The sequence below is a fragment of the Streptomyces sp. NPDC029014 genome (assembly GCF_055564695.1).
The window spans coordinates 105,265-122,767 of record NZ_JBVHVT010000001.1 but is presented as its reverse complement, the minus strand read 5'-3'; the positions used below and the strand labels follow the sequence as shown (position 1 = coordinate 122,767).

The 17,503-nt window shown below is 67.1% G+C and carries 38 protein-coding genes and 1 other RNA gene; all 39 read right to left on the bottom strand.

The genetic code is table 11. The features are described 5' to 3' along the window. Positions 1–50 precede the first annotated feature (50 nt). Positions 51–476, bottom strand: a complete 426-nt coding sequence (locus ACZ4VL_RS00710; protein WP_468193853.1) for a hypothetical protein — start codon at positions 474–476, stop codon at positions 51–53. A gap of 63 nt (positions 477–539) precedes the next feature. Next, complete coding sequence (locus ACZ4VL_RS00705; RefSeq protein WP_468193850.1) at positions 540–956, bottom strand: hypothetical protein; 417 nt, start codon at positions 954–956, stop codon at positions 540–542. Between the two features lie 8 nt (positions 957–964). Continuing rightward, positions 965–1,156, bottom strand: a complete 192-nt coding sequence (locus tag ACZ4VL_RS00700; protein WP_468193847.1) for a hypothetical protein — start codon at positions 1,154–1,156, stop codon at positions 965–967. Next, complete coding sequence (locus ACZ4VL_RS00695; protein WP_468193844.1) at positions 1,153–1,353, bottom strand: hypothetical protein; 201 nt, start codon at positions 1,351–1,353, stop codon at positions 1,153–1,155. The genes ACZ4VL_RS00700 and ACZ4VL_RS00695 overlap by 4 nt, the downstream gene beginning before the upstream one ends. Positions 1,354–1,451: 98 nt before the next feature. After that, complete coding sequence (locus ACZ4VL_RS00690; protein WP_468193842.1) at positions 1,452–1,649, bottom strand: hypothetical protein; 198 nt, start codon at positions 1,647–1,649, stop codon at positions 1,452–1,454. Positions 1,650–1,659: 10 nt separating this feature from the next. Continuing rightward, on the bottom strand, positions 1,660–1,908 hold the full coding sequence (locus ACZ4VL_RS00685) for a hypothetical protein (protein WP_468193838.1): 249 nt from the start codon (positions 1,906–1,908) through the stop codon (positions 1,660–1,662). Positions 1,909–2,179: 271 nt separating this feature from the next. Further along, positions 2,180–2,243: hammerhead ribozyme type II (locus ACZ4VL_RS00680), an RNA gene on the bottom strand. A 3-nt stretch (positions 2,244–2,246) separates the two neighbouring features. Beyond that, positions 2,247–2,579, bottom strand: a complete 333-nt coding sequence (locus tag ACZ4VL_RS00675) for a hypothetical protein (RefSeq protein ID WP_468193836.1) — start codon at positions 2,577–2,579, stop codon at positions 2,247–2,249. After that, positions 2,579–2,776, bottom strand: a complete 198-nt coding sequence (locus tag ACZ4VL_RS00670; protein ID WP_468193835.1) for a hypothetical protein — start codon at positions 2,774–2,776, stop codon at positions 2,579–2,581. The genes ACZ4VL_RS00675 and ACZ4VL_RS00670 overlap by 1 nt, the downstream gene beginning before the upstream one ends. 404 nt (positions 2,777–3,180) lie before the next feature. After that, on the bottom strand, positions 3,181–3,315 hold the full coding sequence (locus ACZ4VL_RS00665) for a hypothetical protein (RefSeq protein WP_468193832.1): 135 nt from the start codon (positions 3,313–3,315) through the stop codon (positions 3,181–3,183). 29 nt (positions 3,316–3,344) lie between these two features. Next, positions 3,345–4,118 carry a sigma-70 family RNA polymerase sigma factor gene (locus ACZ4VL_RS00660; protein ID WP_468193828.1) on the bottom strand — a complete coding sequence of 258 codons (774 nt, stop codon included), beginning with the start codon at positions 4,116–4,118 and terminating at the stop codon, positions 3,345–3,347. 172 nt (positions 4,119–4,290) lie between these two features. Next, complete coding sequence (locus tag ACZ4VL_RS00655; protein WP_468193825.1) at positions 4,291–4,500, bottom strand: hypothetical protein; 210 nt, start codon at positions 4,498–4,500, stop codon at positions 4,291–4,293. Positions 4,501–4,505: 5 nt separating this feature from the next. After that, on the bottom strand, positions 4,506–4,925 hold the full coding sequence (locus tag ACZ4VL_RS00650; protein WP_468193822.1) for a DUF7169 domain-containing protein: 420 nt from the start codon (positions 4,923–4,925) through the stop codon (positions 4,506–4,508). Positions 4,926–5,123: 198 nt separating this feature from the next. After that, a complete protein-coding gene (locus ACZ4VL_RS00645) occupies positions 5,124–5,396 on the bottom strand; it encodes an HNH endonuclease (protein WP_468194216.1) in 273 nt (90 codons plus the stop codon). Positions 5,397–5,491: 95 nt separating this feature from the next. Next, positions 5,492–7,420 (bottom strand): DNA polymerase, encoded by a 1,929-nt coding sequence (locus ACZ4VL_RS00640; protein ID WP_468193819.1) that lies wholly within the window; start codon positions 7,418–7,420, stop codon positions 5,492–5,494. Then, the gene (locus tag ACZ4VL_RS00635) at positions 7,417–9,891 is read right to left on the bottom strand and encodes a phage/plasmid primase, P4 family (protein WP_468193817.1); all 2,475 of its coding nucleotides are present in this window, start codon (positions 9,889–9,891) and stop codon (positions 7,417–7,419) included. Before ACZ4VL_RS00635 ends, ACZ4VL_RS00640 begins: the two co-directional genes overlap by 4 nt. 71 nt (positions 9,892–9,962) lie before the next feature. Beyond that, positions 9,963–10,448 carry a hypothetical protein gene (locus ACZ4VL_RS00630; RefSeq protein WP_468193815.1) on the bottom strand — a complete coding sequence of 162 codons (486 nt, stop codon included), beginning with the start codon at positions 10,446–10,448 and terminating at the stop codon, positions 9,963–9,965. After that, complete coding sequence (locus tag ACZ4VL_RS00625; RefSeq protein ID WP_468193812.1) at positions 10,445–10,819, bottom strand: DUF6915 family protein; 375 nt, start codon at positions 10,817–10,819, stop codon at positions 10,445–10,447. The genes ACZ4VL_RS00630 and ACZ4VL_RS00625 overlap by 4 nt, the downstream gene beginning before the upstream one ends. Beyond that, positions 10,816–11,226 (bottom strand): hypothetical protein, encoded by a 411-nt coding sequence (locus tag ACZ4VL_RS00620; protein ID WP_468193809.1) that lies wholly within the window; start codon positions 11,224–11,226, stop codon positions 10,816–10,818. The genes ACZ4VL_RS00625 and ACZ4VL_RS00620 overlap by 4 nt, the downstream gene beginning before the upstream one ends. Beyond that, positions 11,219–11,455, bottom strand: coding sequence for a hypothetical protein (locus ACZ4VL_RS00615; protein WP_468193806.1), 237 nt, complete (start codon positions 11,453–11,455; stop codon positions 11,219–11,221). Before ACZ4VL_RS00615 ends, ACZ4VL_RS00620 begins: the two co-directional genes overlap by 8 nt. Further along, positions 11,448–11,705 (bottom strand): hypothetical protein, encoded by a 258-nt coding sequence (locus ACZ4VL_RS00610; RefSeq protein WP_468193804.1) that lies wholly within the window; start codon positions 11,703–11,705, stop codon positions 11,448–11,450. Before ACZ4VL_RS00610 ends, ACZ4VL_RS00615 begins: the two co-directional genes overlap by 8 nt. A 14-nt stretch (positions 11,706–11,719) precedes the next feature. Then, complete coding sequence (locus ACZ4VL_RS00605) at positions 11,720–11,932, bottom strand: hypothetical protein (protein WP_468193802.1); 213 nt, start codon at positions 11,930–11,932, stop codon at positions 11,720–11,722. After that, positions 11,932–12,222, bottom strand: a complete 291-nt coding sequence (locus ACZ4VL_RS00600) for a hypothetical protein (RefSeq protein ID WP_468193800.1) — start codon at positions 12,220–12,222, stop codon at positions 11,932–11,934. The genes ACZ4VL_RS00605 and ACZ4VL_RS00600 overlap by 1 nt, the downstream gene beginning before the upstream one ends. After that, positions 12,222–12,425: a hypothetical protein gene (locus tag ACZ4VL_RS00595; RefSeq protein WP_468193798.1), complete on the bottom strand. Its 204-nt coding sequence runs from the start codon at positions 12,423–12,425 to the stop codon at positions 12,222–12,224. Before ACZ4VL_RS00595 ends, ACZ4VL_RS00600 begins: the two co-directional genes overlap by 1 nt. Beyond that, a complete protein-coding gene (locus ACZ4VL_RS00590; protein ID WP_468193796.1) occupies positions 12,422–12,664 on the bottom strand; it encodes a hypothetical protein in 243 nt (80 codons plus the stop codon). Before ACZ4VL_RS00590 ends, ACZ4VL_RS00595 begins: the two co-directional genes overlap by 4 nt. A 79-nt stretch (positions 12,665–12,743) precedes the next feature. Then, positions 12,744–13,457 (bottom strand): phiSA1p31-related protein, encoded by a 714-nt coding sequence (locus tag ACZ4VL_RS00585; protein WP_468193794.1) that lies wholly within the window; start codon positions 13,455–13,457, stop codon positions 12,744–12,746. Next, positions 13,454–13,726, bottom strand: coding sequence for a hypothetical protein (locus ACZ4VL_RS00580; protein WP_468193792.1), 273 nt, complete (start codon positions 13,724–13,726; stop codon positions 13,454–13,456). The genes ACZ4VL_RS00585 and ACZ4VL_RS00580 overlap by 4 nt, the downstream gene beginning before the upstream one ends. Before the next feature lie 85 nt (positions 13,727–13,811). Then, positions 13,812–14,525: a recombination directionality factor gene (locus tag ACZ4VL_RS00575; RefSeq protein WP_468193789.1), complete on the bottom strand. Its 714-nt coding sequence runs from the start codon at positions 14,523–14,525 to the stop codon at positions 13,812–13,814. 105 nt (positions 14,526–14,630) lie between these two features. After that, positions 14,631–14,858 (bottom strand): hypothetical protein, encoded by a 228-nt coding sequence (locus ACZ4VL_RS00570; RefSeq protein ID WP_468193786.1) that lies wholly within the window; start codon positions 14,856–14,858, stop codon positions 14,631–14,633. Continuing rightward, positions 14,855–15,436 carry a hypothetical protein gene (locus ACZ4VL_RS00565; protein ID WP_468193783.1) on the bottom strand — a complete coding sequence of 194 codons (582 nt, stop codon included), beginning with the start codon at positions 15,434–15,436 and terminating at the stop codon, positions 14,855–14,857. Before ACZ4VL_RS00565 ends, ACZ4VL_RS00570 begins: the two co-directional genes overlap by 4 nt. Next, positions 15,429–15,857, bottom strand: a complete 429-nt coding sequence (locus tag ACZ4VL_RS00560) for a hypothetical protein (protein ID WP_468193780.1) — start codon at positions 15,855–15,857, stop codon at positions 15,429–15,431. The genes ACZ4VL_RS00565 and ACZ4VL_RS00560 overlap by 8 nt, the downstream gene beginning before the upstream one ends. Further along, complete coding sequence (locus tag ACZ4VL_RS00555) at positions 15,854–16,081, bottom strand: hypothetical protein (protein WP_468193777.1); 228 nt, start codon at positions 16,079–16,081, stop codon at positions 15,854–15,856. Before ACZ4VL_RS00555 ends, ACZ4VL_RS00560 begins: the two co-directional genes overlap by 4 nt. Then, positions 16,081–16,386 carry a hypothetical protein gene (locus tag ACZ4VL_RS00550; RefSeq protein ID WP_468193775.1) on the bottom strand — a complete coding sequence of 102 codons (306 nt, stop codon included), beginning with the start codon at positions 16,384–16,386 and terminating at the stop codon, positions 16,081–16,083. The genes ACZ4VL_RS00555 and ACZ4VL_RS00550 overlap by 1 nt, the downstream gene beginning before the upstream one ends. Continuing rightward, entirely contained in the window at positions 16,386–16,544 is a 159-nt protein-coding gene (locus ACZ4VL_RS00545; RefSeq protein WP_468193772.1) for a hypothetical protein, read from the bottom strand. The genes ACZ4VL_RS00550 and ACZ4VL_RS00545 overlap by 1 nt, the downstream gene beginning before the upstream one ends. Then, positions 16,544–16,750: a hypothetical protein gene (locus tag ACZ4VL_RS00540; RefSeq protein WP_468193770.1), complete on the bottom strand. Its 207-nt coding sequence runs from the start codon at positions 16,748–16,750 to the stop codon at positions 16,544–16,546. Before ACZ4VL_RS00540 ends, ACZ4VL_RS00545 begins: the two co-directional genes overlap by 1 nt. Beyond that, a complete protein-coding gene (locus tag ACZ4VL_RS00535) occupies positions 16,747–16,926 on the bottom strand; it encodes a hypothetical protein (RefSeq protein WP_468193768.1) in 180 nt (59 codons plus the stop codon). The genes ACZ4VL_RS00540 and ACZ4VL_RS00535 overlap by 4 nt, the downstream gene beginning before the upstream one ends. Further along, a complete protein-coding gene (locus ACZ4VL_RS00530) occupies positions 16,926–17,141 on the bottom strand; it encodes a hypothetical protein (RefSeq protein ID WP_468193766.1) in 216 nt (71 codons plus the stop codon). Before ACZ4VL_RS00530 ends, ACZ4VL_RS00535 begins: the two co-directional genes overlap by 1 nt. Further along, on the bottom strand, positions 17,138–17,278 hold the full coding sequence (locus ACZ4VL_RS00525) for a hypothetical protein (RefSeq protein ID WP_468193764.1): 141 nt from the start codon (positions 17,276–17,278) through the stop codon (positions 17,138–17,140). Before ACZ4VL_RS00525 ends, ACZ4VL_RS00530 begins: the two co-directional genes overlap by 4 nt. After that, positions 17,275–17,499, bottom strand: a complete 225-nt coding sequence (locus ACZ4VL_RS00520; RefSeq protein WP_468193762.1) for a hypothetical protein — start codon at positions 17,497–17,499, stop codon at positions 17,275–17,277. The genes ACZ4VL_RS00525 and ACZ4VL_RS00520 overlap by 4 nt, the downstream gene beginning before the upstream one ends. Between the last annotated feature and the right edge of the window lie 4 nt (positions 17,500–17,503).

Sequence of the window (17,503 nt, the reverse complement as noted above, 5' to 3'; positions counted from 1 at the left end):
CGAGTGGAGCCCCTGCGTCCGCAATTCGCAGGGGCTCCAGGCGGGCGGACCTACGCCGCCTCGACCTTGGCCGCTTCCGCCGCCTGGTGGGCCCGCAGGGCGCGAATCGCGGGGTCGGACGTGCGCACGGTCGACATGCCGGCGCGCTTGGCCGCTTCGATCAGGTCCGGCGTCCCGTAGTGCTCCATGTACCAGTTCGCCAGGAACTCCCGCTCCGCGGCCCGCTCCGCCTCACGCTCCAGCCGTTCCAGCTCGCGCTTCTCGTCCGCCGCCACCTTCACGCGGCGGGTGACCTCCCGCTGCGTCCAGCCGGCCGCCTTAGCGGCGCAGGACGAGCCGAAGTAGGAGTAGGCGCCCTCCCCGTTCCCATCGGCGTCCAGCGACTCCAGGACCACCGTGCCCTTCAGCTCGTCACGACCGCACAGGTCACAGGTGGTGCAGTCATTGGTGGTGCCGACGATCTTGTAAGCCTTCATTTCGAGCCTCCGTGTGTTCCTTGCGTGGCTCCATGATGACACAGTTATGGCGTACGCCACAACTCACCCGCCGAAGAAATCCACTCGCGGGCCCACCCGGTCCGTGTGCGACGCCCGTTCCTCCGGCGGCAGGTACGGCGCCACGATCTCCGCCGGCCCGTACTCCACCACCCACGGCGCCGGCTGCATCGGTTCCGTGCGCGTCTCGTACCGGCCGTAGCCGACGATGGCGGCAACGCTGACGGCGACGAGGGCCGCGCACACGACGAGCGGGCGGTACGGGAGGTCGGGGTACTGGATCCGGGAGCGGCGCACCGTCGACGCCCAGACGGCGTGTCCGCGGCCGTCGCTGACGTGGTACGGCTCCAAAATGTCGGCCTGGACGTCGACGGCGACGAGCCGGCCGCGGGAGCCGAGGTGGTCGCCGTTCGGAGTCGAGGTGACCGTCACGCGGTCTCCGAGTTGGAGGGGTCTAGGCATGATGCTTCCTAACTCTCGGGCCAACGGTGGTCGGCGGCGCACATGATGTGCGCGAACAGGACGTGTCCCTTGAGCCGGCCGACGACGCGCATGGAGCCGTCACCGTCCCCGGGGCAGTAGACGCAGTCGGAACCGGACCACTGATCGGGGGTCAGCTCTTCGGTCGGCGGGAGGTCGTAGGGGTAGACGTGGGTGGTCACGCCGCCTCCAGCTCGTGCACCTCGTAGGACGCCGGCATCTGGTCCGGGTCGTCGTCCAGAAGCACGGCGTAGCACGCGAATCGGCCGCGCGTGTGCTTGATGGTGCCGAGGCTACCGGCCGGGATGCAGGTGCCTTCCTCCCACATCGACGGGGTGTCGACGGTGGTGCGGACGCGCTGACCGATGATGAATTCCATGGGTCCTCCGGAGTGTTGGTGCTTCGAGTACCCCGCCGCGGATTCGAACCGCGCGCCCTCCGGGGAGGTGGAGGGCTGACCTATGCGGGGCGGTTGTCTCACTCGTAGACGTGAATGCTGTGGACCTCCAGGCCGCCACGCTCGCCGTCGAGGAGGTACCGGCCGACCTGCGAGAGGTGCCGGTCACACGCCGCCCGGAAGGCTCCGCCCTCCCCGGCCAGACGAACGATCCAGCGGCCAGCGCCGGGACAGTTCCGTGTGCCCTGGTGCGTCGTGCCGTCGCAGATGCTTGCCACCGTCGCCGCCCTACTTGAACTCGACGCCGCGACCGGTCATCTCCCACCACAGCTGACCGGCGTACCGGCCCAGCAGAGCGAGCGACGTGGTGTTGTTCGTGCGGGTCATGCTGTCCATGACGGTCGCGAAGGTGACCACGAGGTCAGCCACCCCGGCGCGGGTGATGTCGCTGTCGTCAGGGAGGACGCTTCCCACCCTGCTGTGGCAGCCCGCCCCGGTGAACCGGTCGGCCGGCTTGCCCGTCGGAAATCCGTTCATCTCTACTCCCACGCTGCTGACAGTGCTTCGAGTGCCCCGCCGCGGACTCGAACCGCGCGCCCTCCGGGGAGGTGGAGGACCGGCCGTCGCGGGGCGGGTCAAGCTAGTTATCGGCACCGTCGCGGCACTCCTGCGAGCAGAAGTGGGGGCCGGCGTAGTCGTGATCACGCAGCCGGCCCATGGAGTCCGTAGCTGCCTTGGGGAACCACGCCGCCCCGCAGATGTGCGCTCCGCATGCTGCGCACTGGAAGACCTGCGCCATCTCTCCTCCTACGGCCTGCCTCATCAGCGCGGGGAGGCCACCCTCCGCGGACGCCCCGGAGGGCGTTTCGGCTCGGTCAGCGACGGACACCAGGCATAAGGCTCTGGATGATCCGGCTTGCCGTCGCGTAGTCGTCGAGGCTCGGACCAGAGTCCTCCTCCGACGTATCAACCTTCGCCGCACTGATGCCGCCCAACGCCGCCGTGCGGATGTCGTGGGGCTTGGTGCCCTCCACGTACGGGGATGCGCCGCTTCCCTTGCAGGCGTCCGCGTGCATGTCCTGTGGGAGGCTGCCCGTACTACCGACCTTGCCGGCATCGACCGGGGGACGGTGGCGCCGCATAGTGCCGTTCTTGCGGAGCTTGCCGTTCCACCCGCAGTAATCGCACGCGCCATAGCCGTCGTTCATCAGATCTCCTCCACCGTGACGCGGTAGCTGCGACCGCCCGAGACGGGGCGGTGCCCGATCGGGGCGTAGGGGTCCGACGTGGTGATTTCGAGTTGTACGGGCTTGCCCGGCATCGGGCTGACGAGGGTCACGGACAGCACCTCGTCCGATCCCGTCAGGGCCTTGTGAAGGACGTAGCGCAGTTCGAGCGGGTTCATGATCGCTCCCGTAGAGAGGATGTGCTTCGCGTGCCCCGGGCCGGATTCGATCCGGCACCGTCGCGGCTTGGCCGGGGCGGGTGGTGCTAGCGAATGCGGTACGGGGCTTCCGGGGTTCCGTCTCCCGCGCCGGCGATGAACCTGTCCCAGCCGACGTCTACGCAGCGGATGGGACTTCGGGGAACGTCGAGCCGGATCCGGGCGTATGCAGGCAGTTCCTGACACACGCGCCCCTCTCGCCCGTCGGCGAGACGTACGCGCTTCCTCATGATGGATTCCACAGTGGTCCCCTTCCCCGCCGGGCCCTCCGTGAGCCCCTTGCGTGACTTCATAGTGACACAGTTATGGCGTACGCCACAACCCCCCCTTTTTTCGCGACCTCCGTAAGTGCACTTACGGAGGCGTCAGACGTCGTCGAGGTCGACGGGGAGGTCAGTCAGCTCGTCGAGCGCGTAGGTGACGTCGTCGCCCCAGAGGGCGGCCTCGTCGGGGCGCACACCTTGGACGTCGTAGGCGTCGAGAGAGGGGAGTCGGGACATGGTGAAGCTCCGATCATTGAGGGAGTGATTTACGCGGCGATGTCGTGAGCAGCGGCCACGCTCCGGGCGCGCTGTACACCCTGGTGTCGCAGCTGCCGGAGGGTGTTGGGCTTAATCTCCATGTCGGCGCAGACGTCGGCGTCCTGCCGGCGCTCCATGCCGATGCCGTAGTACGCCCGGAGCGCCAGTGCTTGACGTGGTGACACCTGCGTCACCAGCCACCGGGCCAGGTCACGGCGCTCTATGGCGCCGGTGACTTCCGCGGATGTGTCGGGGATGACGTCGGCGAGGGTCACGTCCGCGTCATCCCCGCCGGCAAGCGCGGGGGCGTCGAGGGACTCCATAGCGCCGAGTGCGTCGAGGACCGCCAGGAAAGTGGCACGGGCCATGCACTTGCGCGGCTCCGGGTGCGTGCTGACGATCGTCCAGGCGCCCTCGACGTCGCCGTCCGTGCTCCAGAGGGCCTGGCGTACCCGGAGAGCGGCCGACGGGTCCACCGTCAGGCCGACCGTGGCGCGCACCCATTCCTCGGCGACGGCCCGGCGCACGGCACGGTACGCGTAGGTGTGGAGCTGCGCCGACGACGTGGACGTGTCGTAGTCCCGCACGTGCTGAATGAGCGCGGCCCGCGCTTCCTGGAGCAGGTCCTCCGCGGCCGTCTTGTCCGCCCTGGGCGCCACCGAGCGGATGATGCCGACGAGGACGGATTCGTACGCGGTGACGATCTGCCACATGACGTCTGCGTCGCCCCCCTGCGCGGCCTGAATCATCTCGTCCGTGACCGTAACTGCCGACCGGGCCATGTCGTTCCCCTCGTGAGTGGTTGTCGTGATGGGGTTATGGGGTGGAGTCGAAGCGATGTTCAGGGATGTTCGTGTGACGTGAGTCACGTATCTGCGGGGGTGTGCGGAAAGCACAAAGCCCCCGTCCCTCGTGGGAACGGGGGCCAGCTACGTAAGTGCACTTACGGACGTGCTACGGCAGGTCGATGATCCGGATGCTCAGAGCCTGTGCCATCGCCACGTCGGCCAGCGCCAGGGGACAGTGCTCCCACCCGCGGGTGCGATAGAGGGCCGTTACAGCCGCCCACTGCACAGGATGTACGGCCACGAGGAGCGCACCGACGAGGCCGGCGCGCTCCGCCAAATCCCCGATCTCGTCGTCGGTGCCCTGCGGCCCCGTCATGACAATCACTCGACCCCCCGAGGTGCTTGAGCCGCGTCCTCTCCCTCCCAGCGAGCGAGCGCACGATCCATGGATGCAGTGACGCCGAGCACGTACGCGATGGCGAAAGGGAGGTACTCGGCGCCCGTTTGAAGTTCTCTCGTCAGCGCCTGACGCGCTGTATCCAATGCGATGTCTTCCGTGGGACGAGAGGGGCCGCGCGTGGCGGAGCGTCCAGTCTCGTCATGACCCTGGGCGTGGCGTCCCCGGGCCTGTAGCGCGTCCTCGTACGCGGCGGACACCTGGCACAGCTCGTCGACCGCTTCACATAGGCGGCTGATCAGATGTGTCAGGTGATGACCACCAGCATGTTCAGGACTGTATGTGACGCTCCGCTTCCGGGCAATTGCCAGGCGACTGGAAGTCGACGTCCGGTCTGTCCGCATTTAATACCTTTCATGGCGATGTCGAAAAACCGGCCAGCGGGTATGACTTGTGGCGTACGCCACGCCTCACCTGCGGATATGGCGTACGCCACAGCTCAAGATTCAACTTTTCCCGTTATGAAATCGTGACCCGGTGAAGGAGGTGTGAACGATCGTCAACTGCGACACGCGTCGCGGACATCGGGGAAGATCGGGCCGTCACGCCCCTTGACCTGCGAGAACTGACAGCCATTCAGTTACGTCACGGTCCGACTTGGAGCGGTTGCACTCCGCGCATGCCGGCTGCAAATTGCTCCACTCGTGAAGACCGCCGACCGCAAGTGGAACGATGTGATCCACCTCCGCCACCACGCCAGACCCGAAGTCGGCGCCGCAGTAGGTGCACGACCACCATTCCAGCTCCTCCCATCGCTGGACCACGTCGGCGCGGGAGAGGCCGTGAGCAGGGCCAATGGGCCGCAATGGGGGCATGATGCGCACGCGACGGATCTGACGCAGCCTGGCCACGGGACGATTTCCGGCCACCGGCCGTCCCACGCCAACTACCGTGCGTGCCCTTAGCGCCGTCACGCGCGGGCCAGCTCCGCGGCGGCTGCCTCCTCCGGGTGCGCCGCGTACCACGGGTCGTGTTCGGTCATGGTTGCCGCCTTCTTCATGTAGAGGGATCCCCACGACGAGCCGCCCACATCCGAATCCGTACCCAAGGGGATGCCGCGGAGAGACATCGTCATCGCCTCCCCGATCTCCTTCGCCACTGTCTGGGCCTCGTTGTCAGGGGCGTCTGCCACGATCTCGTCATGCACCGGGAGCAAGACATGAGGCGTGAGCCCGCGAGCGTGGATCTCCAACAGCCCCTGCGCGAAGATGTCTCGCGCCGTACTTTGGATTTCTCCGTTGAAGCTCGCATACGCCGCGTCGCGGTCGAAGACGAGTCGCCGGCCGGACGGAGTCCGGAGGGTATATCCGTCGCGGATGACCTGCCCCTGAAGCTGCCGGATGTAGCGCGCGAGGCGTGGGTACGTCCGCTTGTAGCCGCGCACCGCGTCCTGCGCCGCAGCCATCGACAGCCCGGTCTGTGCAGCAATCGTCTTCGCTCCTCCTCCATAGGCCACCCCAAGCTGGACCACCTTGGCAACCTTGCGCTGCCCCGGCGTAAAGTCGGATCCGTAGACCGACGCGGCCGTCAGGTTGTGCAGGTCGTCACCGCGGAGGATGGCGGCAGTCATCCGCTCGTCGCCCGACAGAGCCGCCATGACGCGGGGCTCCACCGACGAATAGTCGACGGTGATCATCCGACACCCCTCGTCGGCCCTAACCGAGTGGCGGACGAGCCACGAGCCGGACGGCAGCTGTTGGAACGGCGGATCACTAATGGACATGCGTGCCGTCCTGGCCGCGAGTGCCCCGATCTTGGGATGCACCCGGTCGTTCTCGTCTGCGGTGCGGAGCATTGCCTCCGAGTAGGACGTGCGCCACTTGGACGCCCGCTTACTGCGAAGGACCGCCATGGCGAGCGGGTTGGGGGTGCGGGACCCGATTGGCTCCCACTCCTTGTCCACGTCGGCCAGGCGCATCAAGACCGTCTTGTCGACCTTGACAGCACCGGAGTCGGTGCGCTCCGGGATCTTCTCTCCCATCCCTATCAGCGCGGCAGAGAGCTGACGGGTGGAGTTCACGTTGGCTACGCCGTACTGTGCCGCCCTCGCTGCCCACTCGGCTGCCTGCTCTGCCAGTTGCGCAGAAAGGCCTGTGGTGTACTCGCGACTAATTCGCATCCCCCGCCGCTCGATGAGCGCGCAGACAAATCCCACCTCGTGCTCGAACGGGACGAGGGATGGGTTAACGCCCAGCTCCCGCACACGCGCTTCCACCTTGGGCAGGAGACGCGACGTGAGAATGACGTCCCCGCCGGCGTAGCTGAGGTACAGCGGGTTGTCGATATCGATGTGTTCCCAGCCGGTATCCTTCGTGTGGCCGATCTTGTGAAACTCGCCGTACAGGCCGGCGGCAGTGTCGGGGGCCGACGGGTCCACGTAGTGCGCCGCAGCGTCTTTCAGGCCGTTGCCCACGCCTCCCTGGTCGCGTCGACGCGGGTCTGAGAGATGGCTGTAGATGTAGGTGTCGAGCGTTTTCGAAGCGAGCATCTCCAACGACGCCCCCGGCAGGTGCCGATCAGTGGCGAGCATGTCGAAGTTGCGGTTCTGCATGGACAGAGCGGGGGCGGTGCGAAGTGCCCACGCGGCCAGTCTCTGAAGATCTTCCCCCTTCTCCACCTGGAGGACCCATGCCTCGTTCGGCGTGCCGAACTGCGCTGTACGGATGCGAAAGCCGCGGGTGAACGTCCCAAGGCCGGTCGTTTCCGTGTCGTACGCCAGGCGCTCCCCACGGTTTGCCACGTCGATGATGTATCGCTGAAAGGCTCGGAAATCGTCGACGGTCTGGGGGACGCGCACAGGTATCTGTCGCCCCAACACGGGAAAGGAATGCTCGATCACGTCGTACCCTCCAAACTCTGTCCGAAGATGTCCACCGGTCCGGTCGGACCATCAGAGGTGATCTCTTCCGCGGCTCGACCGGCCGTCTCCCGCTCGGTGTCGGAGGCGAGACGGATCCCGTCAAAGCCCCACCTGTCGCCCCTCTTGGCTTTCTTGAAGCCGCGACTTTCCAGCTCGACGCCGAGCGCCCAGCCGGACAGGACTTCCTTCCGGCTCAACCCCGCGTCCTCCGCCCATTCCGCGTAGGCGCGGCGGACTGCCATCGGGGCGACCCGCGCGCCGGGTTCCTGGACGAGGCGAGCAGCGATGAACTCCGCCAACCGGTCCTCGCTCTCTCGGTAGTCCTGCGTGGCGGTGGCGACGGATCCTGGCTCCTGGAGGCCGTTCTCGTACCACTCCTGCGCGCCGCGGACCGCCCACGCGAGGATGCCCTCAGCCTCCGCCCGGAGCTTGGACGGGAGGTCGGTGTCCGCCGTCGATCCGCGCTTGAAGGTGGCCTCGAAGGGGATCAACTTCACCCGGCGCCAGACGCCCAAGTCCTGCGACAAGATCGCCGGCTTGTAGTTCCCGGCCACGAGCAAGAGGAAGCTAGGGATATACGTGAACGGGTTGCCGTACAGCCGGCGCGCGGTGACCGGGTCCCCGCCGGTCAGCTGCTTGACGAGGGCTTCCGCGAGACGGCTGTACTTCTCCGTCTCCGACGCCGTCACCAACCTTGCACCACGCAGCTCTGCAAGCTCCGGTGAGGCCTGGCCCACGGCCGTGCGCTGCTCGAAGGTGCTGAACTCCGTCGACTTGGTCACTCCGCGGAAGGTGTAGATCAGAGCGTCAAGGAACGCCGACTTCCCGTTCGACCCCTGGCCGTGGAGGAAGCAGAAACACTGCTCAGCCGTTGACCCCGTGACGCCGTACCCGACGAGGCGCCGCATGTAAGCGGGCATCTCCGGGTGGTGCGGGAACACCTCCGTCAGGAAGGACAGCCACCGAACCGCGGGCGCGTCCGGGTGGTACGCCACGTCGAGGCGGCGCGTAATCATGTCCTCCGGACGGTGCGGGTGCAAGGTCCCCGTCCGCAGGTTCACAGTCCCATTGGCGACTGACAGCAGCTCCTGACGAGCATCGAAGTCGGCCGCGTCCGCCGGCACGCCGGGGACAGACGGAAGCTCCTTGAGCGCTGCATCGATGGACTTATTTGTCAGTGCCTTGAGCGCGAGCTTTCGACTCGCCTCCTCCCCGGTGGCAATCAGTTCCGCGCCCATCAGATGAAGCTGCCGACGCACCTCCGCTTCACCCGGCGCCCACACGGTGCCGTCCCAGACGAGAAAGCCGAGCCCACGGGCGTAGCGCACACCCCCGCCCGATCGGGCCATGAAGTCCCGCAGGCGGACGGCAATGCCGACGTCGGTCCCGTCGAACATGTCCCGCGCGGACTGCGGCATCGACTCAAGGGCGGCATCCGTGGCGGGAACGGCCGGCGTGACGGACGTTGCGGGCGGCTGCTCCAGCTCGACGACGGCCGCCGCGCGCACGGCGCGGTGCAGCTCCGTGGGGAAGGCATCCAGGTCACGCTCACGCCAGTCCGTCAGGTCGTCCCCTTCACGGGGGATCTCCAGGCGGCGCACCATGACGCCCGCGCGGACGAGGGCGACGGCAAGGGAGTCCGTAAATCCAGCGCCCGCACGGTCCCTGTCGCCGGCAATGACGACGTCCAGGTCCCGCAAGCCGGCGGCAAGCTCAGCAACAAGCGCAGCATTCCGGGCCAGGCCTGCGCCGCGGATTGCCACCGAGTCATAGCCAGCACCGACGGCCGTCAGGGCATCGCCCGGACCCTCGCAGATCAGGACCGTGTCGAAGCCGGCGCCGGAGCGCATGACGCCGTACTTCGACCACGTCTTGCCCGCCACGTTCGTCAGCCCAACCCACCGCGCCGGGCAGGTACCCGACAGGTCCCGACCCTGGAGACCGCGGACGATACCGTCGAAGCCAGTGAGCGGAACTGTGAGCCGCGGGTACCGGGTGAAGCTGCGGCTCAGCCACGGACGCGCCGCAGCCTGCCCCTCGTCCATGAAGCCAACGCCGAGATCCTGCGCCGTCTCCGGAGAGACTCCGAAGCGCGCCATTAGGTAATCCGTCGCCCGGGGCGATTCGACAAGGGCCGCCGACGTCTCGTCGACGAAGAGGCGCAGTGCGGCCGTCTCCGCAATGCCGACCGACTCCACCGGCGCAGACGACACAGTCCGGGCGCCGTCGGCCTGTACGTCGAAAAGGTCGGACGGCGCCAGGTCCAGCGCACGGCGAATGTTGGCACCGTCGCAGCCGGCGCGGCAGACGAGCAGAAGCTTCCCGTCGTCTTTCAGCGTCAGCTTGAGCGAGGGCGTCCGCTGGTCCCGGTGCGCCGGACAGAGCGCAAGATGTCCGTCGTGGTCCTCCGTCACGCCGTCGAGCCGCGCCAGGATGTCGGTCAGTCGCAAGGTCTCTCCTCTCGCGGGTATGCAGAAGGGGCGCCCCGGAGGACGCCCCTTGTTGCGGTGTTCGGTTGTGGTCAGTCGTGCGAGTAGTGCTCTACCTCGATGCCGTCCCGACGGACGATCACCTGTGCGTGGTCACCGAAGGCTTCCATCAGGACGTTCTCGAATGCGCCGCCCTCGATTGCGCCACGGAGCGCCTGAACGTGCTCGTAGCGCGCCTCGTCCGGGCCCTCGTACGGCAGATGCTCCCTGGTCTCCCACTGATAGGGCCGGCGTCCGAGGGAGGGATGCGAGCTGTCGGCCTCCAGCTCGTAGAGGTCTTCAATCTCCCCGTCCGTGTCAGTGCGCACCCACAGCCCATATGCGGAAAACTCGCACGGCTCACCGTCGTTGAAGTAGGGCGTGTACTGCTTCCAGCCGAACTCGACGATCGTCGGGTCATCGAGAACCGCTTGAACAACGGGCTGAAGATCTTCGATCGGTCGCTGAGCTACACGGGCGCTCGCTTCGGAGTAGTCCCCTTCGACGGGGATATTGAGGAAGTTTCGGGCGCTGGTCACGTCATGACTCCTTCTGGCGTGCTGAGCAGAAGATGAGAGAGCGGCACTGTCTTACGGCGAGCACCAGACATCCATGGCGCAATGGCCATGCCCGCGATGTAGTCCGCTGGAGAGGGAAGCCAACCAAGATCCTCCAAGATGTGTCGCTCCGCAATCAAGCGGACGGGGATTCGCTTCCGTCCCACCGTCAGGGTGTCGCCGAATATGCGCTGACAGAGGTAGACGCCGGCCGTGTGGTGGTACATCGACCGGTGCCGAACGTCGCCGATGATCTGCTTGGAGCTATCGATGAACTCCTGTATCGGGAGGTAGTCCTCCGGCGTACCGCCCCACTTGCGGGCGGCCGACTGCGCGTGGTGCCAAGAATTCACGCCGCCCCCCGGTGGTGCTCGTCAAAGATGCGCCATATGGGGTCCGGGGCGTGGTACTGAAGAAGCGCCTCCGCGGCCTTCAGCCGATTCATCAGCCGCACGTCCGTCGCCAGGTCCCGCACGACGTACGCGTCCGCGGCTCCCCGCATCCGGCGCTTAACGACTGCGCACCCAAACGGCTGACCAGCGTGGACCGCCTCGCGGTTGGCCTGCGCAATGTAGTCGGCGAGGGTGATCGACTTCTCCGCCTTTGCTTCGACGGCGTGGAGGTAGTAGCCGGAGATGTCACCGATGTCACGGCTCCCCATCTGCACGTTGCGGTGCGCGGCAGGATTGTGATGCGCCTGGAGGTAGCCGACGAGGGCGGACTCCCACGCGGTTCCGCGGGCCTTTGCGGGGTTAGCCATCGGCACCCCCCGGCCAGCACTGAACGGCGTCAAGGATCTCGTACGCCAGGTTCTCCGCGGCTTTCCAATCGCCGATCACGAGCTGCGTCCCGCCGCTCTGCTGCTCGCTTCCGTGCCGGCCCCGGATGACGAGTACGGGCGGCTGACCGTCGAGGTAGCGGCTGCGGACGAGGGTGGCCTCCACGTTGTCGGACGGCGTGCTGACACCTTCGATGGGGAGGTCAGACATCGGCGTCCGCCTTCCACGGCAGCTCGTCGGCCGGCGTACCCGACTCGACTCGGTACAGCAGCGCCCATCCGTCGGACGTCCGCTCGTAGATCTCTCCTCCGCGGGCGCCGCCCCAGTTGGCGTAGCCCACGGCCAACTTCGCGCGCCCAAGCCCAGCGTGATACTTCACCTCGGGGCGGCGGCTCGGAATGATCGAGGCGAACGCGTCGTACTTCAGCGCGTCGCGGTAGCGGGCGCACTGAGCTTCCATGTTCGGCTGCGTTGTCACTCGTCCTCCAAATCGCCAAAGCCGAGATCGGTGGTCGACACCACGTAGCTCAGACGGTCCACCCTCGCCGCGGAGGGAGCAATCCCGTGCTTCTCCAGCCCTGCGAAGTAGCCGCGGGGGTTGTCGGTGTAGACCGTCACAACGCCCATGTCCGGGTCGTCGTCGAAGCGGGACCGCACGCGGTAGATCATTCCGTCGAAGACGCCCATCAGTTCACGTCCTCCCACGTCGTGTGTGCCTTTTGGATCCGGCCGCCAAGAACGCCCGGCGCAGGCTCTCCGCGCCAATCGAGCGTGTGATGCGTAACCTGCCCGCGAGCGGCCCCGATGGAGTTGTACGGCCCATAGCTCGTCTCAGCCGGCTCGCCCTCGTAGACGAACCTGGGCTCGGCTCCTGGACCGATCACTCCCCGCTGCCACTTCGGATTGTCGACGCGCGGCAGTCGGGTGATGATCACGCGATACATTTCCTGGCCGTCCCCGACCATGCGGCGGGCCATCAGACCAGCCCCTCTCCTCGGTTCATGATGTGCACGAAGGCCCCGCGCTTCAGCGCCACGCCAGCCGCCTCCCAGTAGCGGGGCCAGTCCTTCCGCGTCGAGGCGGACGCGCGGATGTAGATGCAGTCATCCGGGCCGGCGCTGCGGACGTCGCCCAGGGCGGGCGCGTCGGCGTCGTCGATCAGGTACAGGGCGCCGCTCACCGCTCCAGTGCTCCGCAGTTGCAGCGTCCCCACCGCTCCATCCGCGACGCACAGCCGGCCTCGTGCTGGAGCGTGTCCATGGTCTCTTCCACGACGCGACACATGACGTGCGCGGCGGCGTCATCCATGCGGTCCGTCTCGTACCCGGGGAAGTCGCGGGCGGCTTCTGCCAGGATTCGCAGTGCTGCCCGCACCTCCCTGTGGACGATTCGGATGACGTCTTCCTCCGTCAGCGCCATCTCTGCTCCTTCGATTTGGTCTCCCAACGCCGCAGCCCCCGGGCCACGTGGGCGCCGGGGGCTGAAGGGAGGAAGAAGCCTAGATCTTGGTCAGGGGGCCGTACTCCCTGACGACGTACTCAAGCGAGTCACTGTCGCCGTGAATCACTCCGCCCCAGCACGTACCGCGAACCGTGCCGTCGTGCGTGCGCTTGAAGCGCCAGGTGTCGCCGTCCTTGTCGCGGTACTCCGCCGTCAGGTCGTACGTCACGCCGTCGTGCGTGTAAGTGTCCGCCACAGTCTCGTCGACCCGTTCGACGTCGTCCGGGTCCAGGTACCAACGGTGGTCGCGGCCGTCGCCATCGACCTGGATCTCATGCGTCTTTACGGCGCGCACCTCGTAAACCTCACCGGCCTTGACCAGTGCGCCCCGAGAGCCGCTGTTGACGATGCGCACCCGATCACCGATGTTGATCTCGCGGGCGGTGGCCACCTTCGTGAGCCCGTTCTCCCGCGGAGTCGAGTGACGGCCGTCCGGCTGCTCTACGATCCAGTACCGCTCGCCGTCGCCGCAGGCGAGGTAGGGACCGGCGACGATCGGGCCGCGGATGCCGGTCAGCGGGTTGCGGACCACGTCGCCAATGGCGAACCTGGGCTCGGCAATCAGGACGTTCGCAGGCGCGTCCGTCTGGCGCCCGCTGGGCAGGCTGATCACGTAATGTTCTCGCCCGAACGGACTCGTGTAGGGCCCGTACACCACCTCAGCGCGCCCCCGGATGTTGTGCCGAACCGCGTCGCCAACCTTGAACGTCACTTGCTCTCCTCCGCGATGCCGATGACGACGACGTGTTCCGCACTGACGGTCTGCTCCGCGAGCGTCGAGCGTGCGATGAAGCCGGAGTCCCGACCGGTCGGCTTCACCTTCAGCATCGGGACGATGCGCCCGCTCTGCCGGCCGCTCTTCAGCTCCTTAACGATCGCCTCGGAGTTCCTCACCCGGTTGCCCTGGCGCGTCGGGTAGGCGATCAGAACGCCGGGGCGGATCTCCGCGCCGGTGAAGTCGGTCAGTCTGGCCTTGCCCATTTCTCTCCTCTGGTGTGCGTAGAATCGTGGATACGCCCGCTCCTCCCGACCGCAATTCGGGAGGAGCGGGCGCAGCTGTGTTCCGTCAGGCGGCGTCGGCGAGCGGGGCGGCAGCCTCCGCCAGGCCGAGCACCTTGATCACCGGCTTGTTGTACGAGACGTCCCGGCCGGCCTTCGTCGTGTAGCTGACGTTCTCGATGGAGAGCGTCGCGCGGACCGGCCGGCCCTCGTAGGCGTCGACGTCGGCGAGCACGTTGTGCAGCACCTTGACGAGCTCCCACGAGCCGGAGTTGAAGCGGAAGAGGCCGAGGTCCGGTGCCTCCGCAAGCTTGAACACCACGTCAATGCTGGGCTTCGGCCCGCGGCCGGACTTGGCCTTGTCCTTGCGATCCTGCAAAAGCGGCGGACAGCCGCACGGTACGCCCTTGTCCTCCTCCGGCGACAGGAATTCCACGCCGTCGCAGTGGTGGACGAGGCCCGTCATGCCGAACAGCTTCATGCTCGCGTCGATCTTCTCGGACGACTCGATGATGATTTCGACCGACGCGGAGTCCGTGAGGACTTCGAGGCTGTCTTCCTTGTCGGTGTCCCACTCCTCCGGCTCACCGCCCATGAGCCGCGCAATCTTGTCGGCGACGACCGGGTCCCCCGTCGTGACCCGCCAGTGGTTCAGCGCCTCCGGCTGCTTGCCGACAAGCCGGCCGGAGCGGAAGCGGCCGACGAAGTCATCGGAAAAGGACCGCTCCTTCGGCTTACTGTCCGGATCGGTCTCCCAGATGCGGCGAATGTTGTCTGCCAAGGTGTGTGCCTCCAGCGTGAGTTCTATGCGTGAGCCAATCCGTCTCCCTTGCTCACACTTTGGTTATGGGGTGGGCACGGTCGGATGTTCAGTGCGGACCCCCACCTACTTCCCGCCCCCGTACAGGTGGTCGGCCAGCCATACAACCCCGGCCACAGCAGCCACCTGTCCGGCGCGGGTGTGCAAGCTGCGCTTTCGTGCGCCCAAGACGTAGCGCAGGTGCGATGAGAGGGGCGCATCGTCGTGGCCCGAGCGGATGGCCACCCACTCCGCGACGGCGAAGTACGTGACCCATCCGCCCCATACGAGGGCCCACCGGCTGCGCGGGGTCATGCGCTGTGCCTGCGCCGGGGTACATCGGGCCCGGCCGCCAGGATCCACACCGTCGAGCCGTCGTCCTCCGTACCGGCGCACTCCAGTCGCGGGGGTCCGTAAGTGCACTCACGGACAGCCGCGTACTCCCGCTCAGCGCGGGGGACGAACGGCCTCCGCTCCCGCTGCGCGGCCTCCAACTCCTGAAGCGACTCGTACACGGGCCGGAGGTGGCTCTCCATGAGATCCCGTGCTGTTTCGAGATCCACCATCGTCTTGCTTCGGACGCGATGCACCTCCGCCGCGAACTCACGATGCCGACGCAGTTCCGCGGACAGGTCGGCAATCTCGCGCGCCTTCCGCTCCAGCGCCTCCGCGCCGTGGTTGAACTCGTCGACGGCACGCCGGCGGGCGGAGAGCCAGGCGGTGCGGTAGCGCCGCACCTGCTTCAGGAGCCCGAGGTTTGCGGCTACGAAGCCGTTGCAGAGGTGACGCAGCCGCGCCGCCTCGTCCTCCGCGTCGACGAGGTCCGTCGCCAGGGCCCGCGCACTCTCGTGGTAGTACGCCTCGATGCGCTCGTCGCGCGTGCGCTCAGACACCGCTCTCCGCCTCTCTGACGGCCTGCGCAATAACGGCCGACCACATGTGTGCCTTACGTGCTACGGCGCGCTCAAACGGGCCGTGGTACGCCTCGAAGGCCTCGCTCGACGACGGCGCAGACGCGAGCAGTAGGCGGAGCTGAAGCGCCCGCGCGTAACGCCGGTAGGTGCGCAGCTTCTCCCGGGCCTGCGCCAGGTCCCAATACGTGCGCTCCTCGTGAATTAGCCGGTAGCCGCCGCCCTCACACCGGTTGCAGTCCACGGCGCGCCCGTGCCACGGAGTCTCGCGAAAATCCTCCCGGTCGAGGCGGCGTCGGCATCGGCCGCACAGGAGCGTGTTCTTCCCATGCGGGTGCCGACGCTCGAAGTCGTCGCGAATGGCGTCCGCCAGGGTGTAGCGGCGGGGGTTGGCGACGGTCATCGCTTCCCACCTCCCGCGAAGTTCGCCAGCATCGTGGCCAGCCACATACCGGCAATCTGCTCCGCTATGGCGTCGGACCAACCACGCTTCCTTAGGTCCGCTTTCATACCGTCCGCGGCGTCGTAAACAGGCGCGAGCATGCCCGTCACGTCGAGCATGGCCACGGCGATCTGCCGCTTCATTTCCTCCGGCGTGGGCGGTGTCGAGGGTGTCGGACCGTACATCACTGCTCCTTCCCGTGGTCGCCGGCGTAGTCGTCCCGCACCGACTCACTGGCCCGGCGGATCCTGCTGCGCGTCTCCAGTGCCTCCACCGCCCGCTGGCACCCACGGACGATGGCCGACAACTCGTCGGGGAAGTCGTGAAGGCAGACGCGGGCGCATTCCACCTGAAAGGACCCGATGAGCCACGGCTCCCGGATCTCCACGCGGACGAGCCCGGCCCAACTGGGTAGCTCCATGCGGACGCGGTAGAAGAGCGGGGCAGGCAGCTCCGGCGCACCAGCCGCTACGAGGTCGGACACGGACATCAGTCCACCTCCGTCAAGCCGACGAGGATCTCATCCGCGGCGTCCCAGTCAGCCATGTCGCCGAAGTCCCGTACGAGCCGCAGCGCGCGGTGAATCACTGCAAGCTCCGCGCGGGTCACTTCGATCTCGACGGTGGTCGCCGTCATAATCCGTGCCATTAGGTCTCCTCCAGCGCTTCAGTCGTCCACGTCACGCGTTCACGTCGCCGGATGATCCGGCGGAACCACGGCCCCTTGTCCCCCTCGTCGGCGTACCGGTGCGGGATGATGCGGCTACCGCCGATCACCCCGTTGGGACGCCCGGCCCTGTTGCGGCGGCTGTGCCAACGCCGGCGGCCGGTGTGCGGTACGGGACGACCCGTCACTCCGGCTCCTCTCCCAGGAACCGCGCCACGCTCAGCACGTCGTGCACTCCGTAGCCGTCGGGCCATGTGCGCGACTTGATGAACTCGTAGGCGGCGGCGAGACGGTCGAGGCGGCTGAGCGCAGCCTCGTCGTCCTGGGCGGTCGGCGAGAGGCTGGCAGGGTCGGTGCGGGCCATCAGATCACCTCCGGGTCGATGAGGTCCGCGGCCGTCTCGAACGCCGTGTGTACGGGACCGACCTCGCCGGGGTTGTAGTCGTACTCCCGAACCCGCACCGCAAGCTCGTGAGCGTGCTGCGTGAGGAACCGCTCCGCGAAGAGCGACGCGTCCACCCCGTCGAGGCGCGCGTAATTCTGGAGCCACTCCGTCAAACGTGCCTGCGTGCTGCTCATCGGTACTCCCTCCACTCTTCCTTGACCCGCGCGACCATGGCCTTTGCATCGGCCTCGTTGTACTTGTACGTCCCGCCGCGCTGCTTCGTCAGCAGATGCGCAAGCCGGCGGACGAGCAGCTCCTCCGCGGTGATCACGCGACGTCCCGACCGGCGTCATAACCCTGCTCGTAGAGGTAGTCACCCATCTCGTCGTCGAGCTGAGACAGCAGCATGCGGGCGTCGTCCTCGTGCATGGCAACGGTCGAGATCGTCTCGCCCCGTGCGTTCCTCGTTTCCAGGTCGACGTCGAGCCCGCGCCGACGCACGGTGATCGTCGCTCCTGTGGCTGTGTGGATGGTGCGTCCTCCGTTGATCACGAAC